The organism is Streptomyces sp. NPDC005483 (assembly GCF_040606035.1).
Taxonomy (GTDB): Bacteria; Actinomycetota; Actinomycetes; order Streptomycetales; family Streptomycetaceae; genus Streptomyces.
The window spans coordinates 1-9,485 of record NZ_JBEXEA010000086.1; the positions used below are offsets into that span (position 1 = coordinate 1).

Genomic DNA, 9,485 nt, shown 5'->3' on the forward strand with positions numbered 1-9,485 from the left:
ACGGCGAGCCCGATGTTCAACCCGGCGTATCGGCACCGTCGTACAAGCCATCCACACACTCTTGACCTGCGACTATTCAGGATGAAAGAGGTTCAGTGATTCCTAATGCGGTCTGTCAAGCCGTGAGGGCCTTGGGCGGAGCGAGTTCGTAGCACCGCCCGTCGCGGAGGAGCGCCCAGAGGACGTTGACGCGGCGGCGGGCAAGGGCGAGGACGGCCTGGGTGTGGCGCTTGCCCTCGGCGCGTTTGCGGTCGTAGAACCGGCGCGATTCCTCGCTGTGGCGGATGCTGAACAACGCCGAGATGTAGAAGACGCGTTGGAGGCGGCGGTTGTATCGCTGTGGGCGCCGCAGGTTGCCGCTGATCTTCCCGGAGTCGCGGGGCACGGGGGCGACGCCGCCGAATCCGGCGAGGCGGTCGGCGGTGCCGAAAGCGCTCATGTCGCCGCCGGTGGCGGCGAGGAACTCGGCGCCGAGGATGATGCCCAGGCCTGGCATGCTGGTGATCACGTCGAAGGCGTGGTGGTCGCGAAACCGGGCCTCGATGGCCTTGTCGAGTTCGGCGACCTGCTGGTTGAGGACCATCACCTCCCTCGCCAGCGTGTGTACCAGCTGGGCTGTCAGTTTCTCGCCGGGCAGGCTGGTGTGCTGCCGTTCGGCGGCCACGATGGCGATCTCGGCAAGGCGGTCGGGGCGCACGACGTGGCGGTTGCGCAGCCAGGTCTCCAGCCGCTTGGCGCCGATGCGGCGGATGGCCGCTGGGGTCTGGTAGCCGGTGAGCAAGGTGAGCGGGCCCGTGTTGGTGAGATCCAGGGCCCGTTCCAGGCCGGGGAAGACGCCGGTGAGCTGGGCTCGGAGGCGGTTGATGGTGCGGGTGCGGTCGGCGACCAGGTCCGTGCGCCGGCCTGTGAGGATTTTGAGGTCGGTGACGGTGTCGTCGGTGGCGTGTAAGGGGTGCAGATCCCGGCGGACGCGGACTTGGTCGGCGATGACGGCGGCGTCCTTGGCGTCAGTCTTGCCCTCGCCGCGGTAGCTCTCGGAGGCGCGGTGGATGGCTCGGCCGGAGATGTAGTGCACCGGCTGGCCGTGGTTGAGGAGGGTCGTGATGGCCAGGGCGGCTCCGCCGTCGGCCAAGTCGATGCCCCACGTCACCTCATCGCCCAACTCCAGTACATCGGCGAGGAGGTCGAGCAGTTCGGGTTCGTCGTTGGCGACGCGTCGTGACAGCAGCCGACGGCCGCTCTCGTCGATCGCGACGCAGTGGTGGTGGGTTTTTCCTGCGTCGATGCCAGCCCAGATCGCGGCCATGTGGTGCCTCCGTGCGGTGGTGTTGCCAGTGCCTCCCACGGACGACGTCGCTGTCGATTCCCTACGGAGCGATCATTCGCAATTCCTAATTGGCAGCCGAGTCGTCGTGGGGCACCGGGCGGCCAATCACTGAGAGCCACAACAGGCAGAGCCTTTTCAACCACACCCGGCACCCCTGGGTGGGTGAACCATACGAAGGGCTCACCACCTCCCGCACAACAACGTAGGGAGCCTTTTCAGCGTGGCCACCGTTCGAGTGACGGAGGCGACGCGAGGCCGGGGTCCACAACGGACAGGGCTCCCATGCCGTTGAGAGAGGTGGGCCTTGACCCCTGATGTTGAACACACGAGACACTGGATCCTGAGGATCTGAGGACGGACATCTCGTGGTGATGAAGAACTACCCGCCGGAGTTCAAGGCGGACGCGGTCGCGCTGTACGAGTCGCGGCCCGAGGCGACGATCAGGTCGGTCGCCGCCGATCTGGGGATCAACCCGGAGACCCTGCGGAACTGGGTGAGGGCAGCCGGAGCGAGCCGTCCTCGGGGACGGCGGACGCAGGAACCGGCCCAGCCGCCGGCCCCGCTGGAGGCTGAGAACGCGGCCCTGCGCAAGAAGGTCCGTGAGCTGGAGGAGGAACGCGAGATCCTGCGGAAGGCCGCCAAGTATTTCGCCTGGGAGACGCGCTGGTGAACCGCTTCCAGTGTGTGTCGCCGACCTCCAGCGCCGTTACGGCGTGAAGCGGCTCTGCAGCATCCTCGGCGTCAGCCGCTCAAGCTTCTACTACTGGCGCCGGACGGCCACGGACCGGGCCGCCAGACAGGTAGCCGACGCCCGCCTGGCCGCCCGGATACGGGCCGTGCACCAAGAATCGGACGGCACCTACGGAGCCCCGAGGATCACCGCCGAGCTCCGCGAGGAGAACGGTGAGGCGGTCAACCACAAACGAGTCGCCAGACTCATGCGGGCGTCGGGTATCGAAGGAGTCCGGTTGCGCCGCCGGCACCGCACCACCGTCCCCGACCCGGCCGCGGCCAAGGCGCCCGACCTGACCGGCCGCGACTTCACCGCGGACAAGCCGAACACGAAGTACGCCGGCGACATCACCTACCTGCCCGTCGAGGGCGGGAAGTTCTGCTACCTGGCGATCGCCGACCACATGCGCGCGGACCTGGTGACCGACGCCCTGGCGGCGGCGATCCGCACCCGCGGCAGCCTCGCGGGATCGATCATGCATACCGACCACGGAGCCCAAGGCGGATTCAACTGATCGTCGCAACACCTTCTGAACGCGGAGGTGTGCAGTGGGACGACCGAGGAAGCAGATGCCTCAGGCACCATCCGGTGCGCGGCGGCAGTGGGCCGCAGACAGGGCGATGCGGCCGCCGATGCGCTCGCCTGGCCGGCCTGAGCCATCGCGTGCTGTTCAGCGCGAGTTCTGGCGTCTGATCGCATCGGGGGTCACTTCTGTCCAGGCCGCCGAGGGGGTCGGCGTGTCGGCGCCGGTCGGGATTCGGTGGTTCCGACACGCTGGCGGGATGGCGCCGCTGAGTCTGGACGAGCCCTCGGGCCGCTACCTGTCGTTCGCGGAACGCGAGGAGATCGCCCTGCTCAAGGCCCAGGACAAGGGCGTGCGCGAGATCGCCCGCACGATCGGCCGCGACCCGGGAACGATCTCTCGCGAGCTGCGTCGCAACGCCGCGACCAGGAACGGTAAGCCGGTCTATCGCGCCGTGGTGGCCCAGTGGAAAGCGCAGCAGGCCGCGAAACGCCCGAAGACGGCCAAGCTCGTGGACAACGACCGTTTGCGTGAGTACGTGCAGGACCGGCTCGCCGGTGACGTGCGCCGACCCGACGGCACGATCGTTCCAGGTCCCGCGACGCCGCCGTGGAAGGGCCTGAACAAGCCCCATCGCCAGGACAGGCGGTGGTCAACGGCATGGAGCCCGGAGCAGATCGCCTGCCGACTGCGGGTCGACTTCCCTGATGATGAGTCCATGCGCATCAGCCATGAGGCGATCTACCAGTCGCTGTTCATCGAGGGCCGAGGCACACTCAAGCGCGAGCTGGTCACGTGCTTGCGCACGGGCCGTGCGTTGCGGGAGCCCAGGGCGCGGGCCAGGAACAAGCCGCAGGGCCACGTCACCGCTGACGTCGTTCTCAGCGAGCGCCCGGCCGAGGCCGACGACCGTGCTGTCCCGGGCCATTGGGAGGGCGACCTGATCATCGGGACGGGCAGGTCCGCGATTGGCACGCTCGTCGAGCGCAGCAGCCGGTCCACGCTCCTGGTCCATCTGCCACGACTGAACGGTTGGGGCGAGAAACCGTACGTCAAGAACGGGCCGTCGCTCGGCGGATACGGGGCCGTCGCGATGAACGCGGCTCTGACGGAAGCGATGACCAAGTTGCCCGAGCAACTACGCAAGACCCTCACCTGGGACCGCGGGAAGGAGCTCTCCGGCCACGCCCAGTTCGCCATGGAGAGCGGGACGCGGGTGTTCTTCGCCGATCCCCACTCGCCCTGGCAGCGACCGACGAACGAGAACACCAACGGGCTGCTGCGGCAGTACTTCCCGAAAGGCACAGACCTGTCCCGATGGTCCGCCGAAGACCTCGAAGCCGTCGCATACGCGCTCAACAATCGGCCCCGCAAGATCCTTGGTTGGAAGACGCCCGCCGAAGTCTTCGAAGAGCAACTACGCTCGCTACAACAACCCGGTGTTGCATCGACCGGTTGAACTCGCCCAATACACGAGCAGGTCCTTCGCCCAAACCTGCAGGTCAGCAGGGGACCGGCAAAGCATGAGCGCGGTCGGCTCCAGCGCGGACAACGCACTCGCCGAGTCCTTCAACGCGACGTTCAAACGCGAGACCCTGCAAGGACGAAAGAGCTGGAGCGACGAGCGCGAGGCCCAACTCGAGGCCTTCCGATGGCTCCACCGCTACAACACCCGACGCCGGCACTCCCGCCTCGGACAACGATCACCGATCGCCTTCGAGAACACCTTCCACCACACACCAACTACGCTGGCACAAGACACATAACCCGTGTTCAGGATTCGGGGTCAAGGCCCGCGGCCTGGCGGCGAGACGTTCCCCGCAGCCGAAGCCAACCGCTGCGGTGGACACTTCGCCGCCCCTGGCGGCCGCTGAACTACGACGGCGAGCAGATCGACAACCGCGCTGGTGCAGGCGTGGGCGATGGACTCGCTGATTCCGAACCCGGCGGCGATCTTCGCCAGAGTGATGTGTTCACGCTATTACACCAGTGCCACCATCGTGCGCCGGGACGGCCGGAGTTCTCAGCGCCGGTGGCCCTCACGGGTGACGATCAGCACGGTGGCCCACTCCACGAGTGCATGCGGCAGGTCGAGTGTGGCTGGGTGGATGACGGATGACCAACGAGGCCATCGACGCTTCCGCGGCGTTCGTGTCCCGGGACGAAACGGCAACGCTGGGCAAGTTTCGAGCGTGAACCTATGGATTCGCTCATACCGTTTATCGATTGGGGGACATCTCTGACGCACACATGAATGGCCGACGGCATGCCCGATTTTACTGAGTCCGCGCTTCTCTGGAACCCGTGCTTGGGTGAGCAGATCGACAGCCATCCGCGACTGTCCGAAGCGGTCAGCCGCATGCGGCCGGGCCCGCGCGTGGAGCTGATGCGGATCGTCAGCCAGGACCTGCAGCAGTGGTTCGAGGCCAAGGCCGGCGAGTACACCGCGCTTGTCGAGAAGCTGTCCAGGCCCCGGACGCCGGACTGGGCCGGGCGTGACGGTCTCCGCCCTGGCGTACCGGACCGGGTCGGGCTCGACTCAGTCCAGCCGCATTCCGCTACGACCGGCACAGGATGGGAAAGGAAGGGAAAAGCAAGAGAGCAAAGACGTATCGAGGGGGCGGAAGAGGAGTACACCGATCCACTCGCCGCGATACCCGGCCCACGCGCCTTCCTCGACCTGCCGCGCACCGCCGTCATGGCTGGAGATCTCACCACCGATGAGCGAGCGCTTGCACGGGACCTGAGTGACGATCAGCGTTTCGTCGTCCAAACCGGTCACGTGGGGCAGGGCATGGCGGGCGACTCGGCCGAAGGGCCTGTCACGCATTCCCTTGTGGGGCTACTGGGACGAGGACCCCCAGGTGCTCGCCGACCTCCGCCAGCGCGGAATCCCGGTGATCGTCGACGCGGCGCAAGCGCCGTTGCGGCTCGAGCCGCAGGCGCTCGCCGACGCAGCCGACGTGATCTGCCTGAGCCTGCACGGCCGCAAGCCGATCAAGGCCGGCGAGGGCGGCGCCAGCCTCACCCGCAGCACAGCACTCGCCGACAAGATCCTCGCGGTGCGCAACTTCTGCCAGCTGGCAGACTTCTCCGGCACACGGGTGGATCCCACGGGCCCCTTCGGCAGCCGGCTCGGCACCAACTTCAAGATCAACGGCGTCGGGGCGGCCTGGTGCCTGGGCCAGATGGAAGACCCCGGCGCACTGCGCGCCCGCCACGCACAGCTGAGGGAGTCCGCGCGCACCGTGTTCGACGGCACGGGCATCTCCTGGAACGCCAGCCCTTCCATGGGCCAGGATGCCAGCACTCCGGCGGCCCACCCACCACGGCCCATGGCGCGCTGCTGTTGCGTCGTGGCCACCAGGCCGGGAATCACCGGGTAGGCGGCCAATGCTGCCATCGCGGCAAGATCGGCCGCAGAGCTTCGCTTGTGAATCACCCGGTGCACTTCGGCCACAATCCCTGTGGCCACCGCCGCGGTACTCAGCCCCCACGCCACGGGAATGGCCAGGTGGCGGGCTTTGAGGAGGCGGACCTCGCTGGCCGGAAGTCGCAGCAGGTTCTGTTCACGGCACCACTCCACCGTGACGCCGAAGTTCAGAAGGCCCCGTAACCAGGCGGTCTGCTGCAGGACGAGGTCACGCCCCGTGCGGGGGACCTCGGCCACGTCGCGGTTGACCAGCAGACCGATCGGCTCCCGCGCCAGGCGGGCCACCCAGCCGAGCAGGAGCCCGTCGGCGTAGGCGTACCGCGGGAACCCGCCGATCATCTGGAGGAAGTCCGCGCGGATGAACTCTCCGTGTCCGAACGTCGAGAACGGTGAGGTCCGCGACCACAGTGAGTTGCCGCGGCGCCCGCGCTCGTTTCGGGCGACGTAGTGTGACAAAGTCCACCAGGTCTGGAGCACCGAATTACCCGCCGCCACTGCACCGGCGCCTTCGTGGTCCGGGACGACGTAGTCGACCAGCTGCTGGAAGACACGCACCCCGGGATCGGCGCCGATCGCAGAGCGCAGGTCACCGCCGTGGATCGTTTCGGATGAGCTGTGGGATCACCTTGAGCCGCTGCTGCCGCAGCACGAGCCCAGATTCCGGTATCCGGGGCCGCAAGCCGTTGCCGCATCAGGATGTGGCTGCGGGATCTTGTACATGTGTCGGTATCTTGCAGTAAACAACGGCTGACACAATGAGGTAGATCGCGCTTGGTCGCCTGAGCCACCTGTCCCAACGTCAGCCGCGGAACCGGATGCCCGAGATCGACTACCAGGCACGGCAGGAGAGATACGTGTTAGATATATACGTGTGCGCCCATCGCGTTGGTGTGAGGTGTCGGTAGTGTGTTTGAGGCACGAAGGAGCCCTCCGGTCGACCCGCTATGACGGCTGTGTCGAGCAAACGTCCATGGGAGCCCGCCTGTACGCGACCTCGTGAAAGTGGAACCAATGAACGTGTCGACCTGTGGCAAGCATCTGCGTAGTCAGGCCACCATCGCGACCCTCGTGTGCGCGATCTTTTCCCTCGCAAGCCCGAGCTATGCCGCCCCGATTGCACCCATCCCCGGGAGCACTACCTCGATCGGCCAGATCCGCACCGAACTCGACGCTCTCTACCACCAGGCGGAGGTGGCCACCGAAGCGTATGACGACGCCAACGAGAAGGCGACCAAGCAGGAAAGGCGCCTGGTATGGCTGCGCAAGGACCGAGACCGTGCCGAGGACCGCGTCGACGATCTACACGATCTCGTGGGTGCGGCCGCTAGAGCGCAGTACCGTGGGGGCGGAATCGCGGCCGCAGGCGTTCAGTTGCTCCTCGGCGACAACTCTGACCAGGCCCTACACGAAGCATCCCAGTCTCGGCAACTCATGAGGGACATGATGAATGCCTCCGATGCTCAGGCGAGTGCCCGTGCTGAGCTGGCGTACAAGAGCGACGCAGCCGCTGAAGAACTGTACAAACTGCTCGGCATCCGCTCGGATAAGATGAGAGCGAAGCGGAAGATCGAGGGGAAAATCGCTGCAGCGAAGCGCATCGAGGCAGGGCTCAAGATAGCGCAAAAGCGCAAACTGGCTCGAATGGAAAAGGCGGCGGCGCACAGCGCCGAAGCCCAGTGGGGCGCAGCGGGCTTCGACAGGAGCCGGGCGAGAGTCATCGGATCGGCCGCGAAAGCGGTTGACTTCGCCATGACTCAAATCGGCAAACCGTACGTGTGGGGTGCCGTGGGCCCTGCGTCGTACGACTGTTCAGGGCTCACCTCTAGGGCATGGGCGGTAGCCGGGAATCCGATACCCCGCACCTCGCAAAGTCAATGGCACGGACTGACCCGCGTAAGTCTGGCGCTCGCGCGGCCCGGCGACCTGATCATTTACTTCAGCGACGCCACGCACGTGGGTATCTACATCGGTCACGGGAAAATCGTCCACGCACCGCGGCCCGGACGTACCGTTACGATCGCTCCGGCTGCGTCCATGCCCATCCTCGGCGTCGTCCGCCCGGGAGTCTGAGCAAATGACCCGACCGCTTTCATCCCACAGCGACGGCGGCCTTCAGGCCGTCAGCACCCCGCCAGCGGCTCGCCTCGATGTCTACATGGCCGAGGACGGCTCGACAGTAGTCAACGGTTACCTGCTGGCGATGCCCAGCGACCGTACGTCCAGCGAGGCGATGCTGGACGCCCTCGTCATGTTCGCCCGCTCCCTGCAGGCCCCGGTCATAGCCACCGTCATTGACCGCGTGGTGCAGCAGGTCTCACGCCTGCGTGTGTATCCGGACGGTATGAGCCGGCCCCTCGCTGACGACGAAGACTTGCCGCCGGGGCCGGAGCGCACCGCTGCGGAGGAACATGTGTTTCCTCCACTCGCCCGTGCCGAGCGCATCGTCCAGCACGCACGGCGCAAGGAACTGCACACAGCCTTCGTGCTCTCCAGTGCCCTTCGGGAGCACCTCACGCTGCGCCGGGGAGTGGAGGACGAATTCTCTTTGGAAGCACACGCCCTCGAGGCGTATCTGGCCTATTTGCGGGGCGACTACGCGCTCTCCACCAGTCTTGCGCTGACCGTCGCGCGGGTACGTTGTAGCACCAGTCTGCATCGGGCGGCTCCCGAGGTGGCCCGTGCCACCGCGACATGGCAGCGGCTGACGGACGATGGCCAGGTGGCCGTTCGCGGAAAGGAGTTGCTGCACATGTGGGAGAGGCTGTCAGAGGAGGGTTTGCTGTCGGAGCCGTCCCACCAGGCGATGGCCCAAGTTGTCAGGCGGCGGCTCGGGACCAAAGTCCGACCCCAACCAGATCTATCCACGGATCCCGACTCTGCCGCAGGTCGCGAACCAGTCGCGGTTAGGGACGAGCCTCGCGCATCTACGCGAGGGGCACTGTGGCGTGTCACCCACCCGGGCCGGTCCGCTAGGTAATCACGATACGGGCGCGGATATGTGGCATCCCCGCTCCGACTGCCTGTGGCCGACAAGATGGCAACGCGGTGGCACCGCGCGATAAATCGATCAGGCCCCGGCAGTCCGGGACGTGAGGCACCTTCTAATGGGGTTGTCCCCACACGCCAGTCCGAGGCCAGATTGTGAACCGGCAATTCGTGACTCCTCCCCCGGCTGAAGCCGGGGGCTTCTCGTTACGCCGGGTTGGCGTTGCGACGGACCAGCCCGGCCCGTAGAACGTTGGTGGCTGCCACTGTGTCGGCGTGCGCGGTGTGGCTGCAGGCGACGCAGTGGAACTTTTCCTGTGTTGGCCGGTTGTCCTTCGCGGTGTGCCCGCATTCGGGGCAGGTGCGGGAGGTGTTGCGGGGGTCCACGGCGATCACTTCCCGTCCGGCGCTTTCAGCCTTGGCGTGCAGGATCGTCAGGAACACCCCCCATCCGGCATCGTTGATCGACTTGTTGAGGCCGGC

The 9,485-nt window shown here is 66.5% G+C and carries 7 protein-coding genes and 5 pseudogenes; 8 read left to right on the forward strand and 4 right to left on the reverse strand.

Features of this window, described 5'->3' with window-relative positions; genetic code table 11:
- A pseudogene (locus tag ABZT06_RS49850) lies at positions 1-85 on the forward strand (IS5/IS1182 family transposase); the annotation flags it as partial.
- 30 nt (positions 86-115) lie between these two features.
- On the opposite strand, the gene ABZT06_RS49855 reads toward ABZT06_RS49850, so the two are convergent.
- A complete protein-coding gene (locus ABZT06_RS49855) occupies positions 116-1,306 on the reverse strand; it encodes an IS110 family transposase (protein WP_355756408.1) in 1,191 nt (396 codons plus the stop codon).
- Positions 1,307-1,692: 386 nt separating this feature from the next.
- Between ABZT06_RS49855 and ABZT06_RS49860 the strand changes: the two are divergent.
- The 3 genes and pseudogenes from ABZT06_RS49860 to ABZT06_RS49870 form a co-directional block, all read left to right on the forward strand.
- Positions 1,693-2,560 (forward strand): annotated as a pseudogene (locus ABZT06_RS49860) (IS3 family transposase); the annotation flags it as partial.
- A 121-nt stretch (positions 2,561-2,681) separates the two neighbouring features.
- Positions 2,682-4,043 (forward strand): IS30 family transposase, encoded by a 1,362-nt coding sequence (locus ABZT06_RS49865; protein WP_355756426.1) that lies wholly within the window; start codon positions 2,682-2,684, stop codon positions 4,041-4,043.
- 4 nt (positions 4,044-4,047) lie between these two features.
- Positions 4,048-4,350, forward strand: a pseudogene (locus ABZT06_RS49870) (integrase core domain-containing protein); the annotation flags it as partial.
- Positions 4,351-4,442: 92 nt separating this feature from the next.
- Here the strand turns inward: ABZT06_RS49870 and ABZT06_RS49875 are convergent.
- Positions 4,443-4,757: pseudogene (locus ABZT06_RS49875) on the reverse strand (transposase family protein); the annotation flags it as partial.
- Positions 4,758-5,123: 366 nt separating this feature from the next.
- Complete coding sequence (locus ABZT06_RS49880) at positions 5,124-5,366, reverse strand: hypothetical protein (RefSeq protein WP_355756411.1); 243 nt, start codon at positions 5,364-5,366, stop codon at positions 5,124-5,126.
- Between the two features lie 82 nt (positions 5,367-5,448).
- Between ABZT06_RS49880 and ABZT06_RS49885 the strand changes: the two genes are divergently transcribed.
- The 4 genes and pseudogenes from ABZT06_RS49885 to ABZT06_RS49900 all read left to right on the forward strand — a co-directional run bounded on the left by ABZT06_RS49885 (position 5,449) and on the right by ABZT06_RS49900 (position 8,994).
- Positions 5,449-5,970, forward strand: coding sequence for a DegT/DnrJ/EryC1/StrS family aminotransferase (locus ABZT06_RS49885; RefSeq protein ID WP_355756414.1), 522 nt, complete (start codon positions 5,449-5,451; stop codon positions 5,968-5,970).
- A gap of 618 nt (positions 5,971-6,588) precedes the next feature.
- Positions 6,589-6,702: pseudogene (locus ABZT06_RS49890) on the forward strand (IS5/IS1182 family transposase); the annotation flags it as partial.
- Between the two features lie 326 nt (positions 6,703-7,028).
- The gene (locus tag ABZT06_RS49895; protein ID WP_355756417.1) at positions 7,029-8,087 is read left to right on the forward strand and encodes an NlpC/P60 family protein; all 1,059 of its coding nucleotides are present in this window, start codon (positions 7,029-7,031) and stop codon (positions 8,085-8,087) included.
- A 4-nt stretch (positions 8,088-8,091) separates the two neighbouring features.
- On the forward strand, positions 8,092-8,994 hold the full coding sequence (locus ABZT06_RS49900; RefSeq protein ID WP_355756420.1) for a hypothetical protein: 903 nt from the start codon (positions 8,092-8,094) through the stop codon (positions 8,992-8,994).
- 215 nt (positions 8,995-9,209) lie between these two features.
- Here ABZT06_RS49900 and ABZT06_RS49905 read toward each other — a convergent pair.
- Positions 9,210-9,485 (reverse strand): transposase (locus ABZT06_RS49905; protein WP_355756423.1); only part of this gene is annotated, 276 nt, incomplete at its 5' end.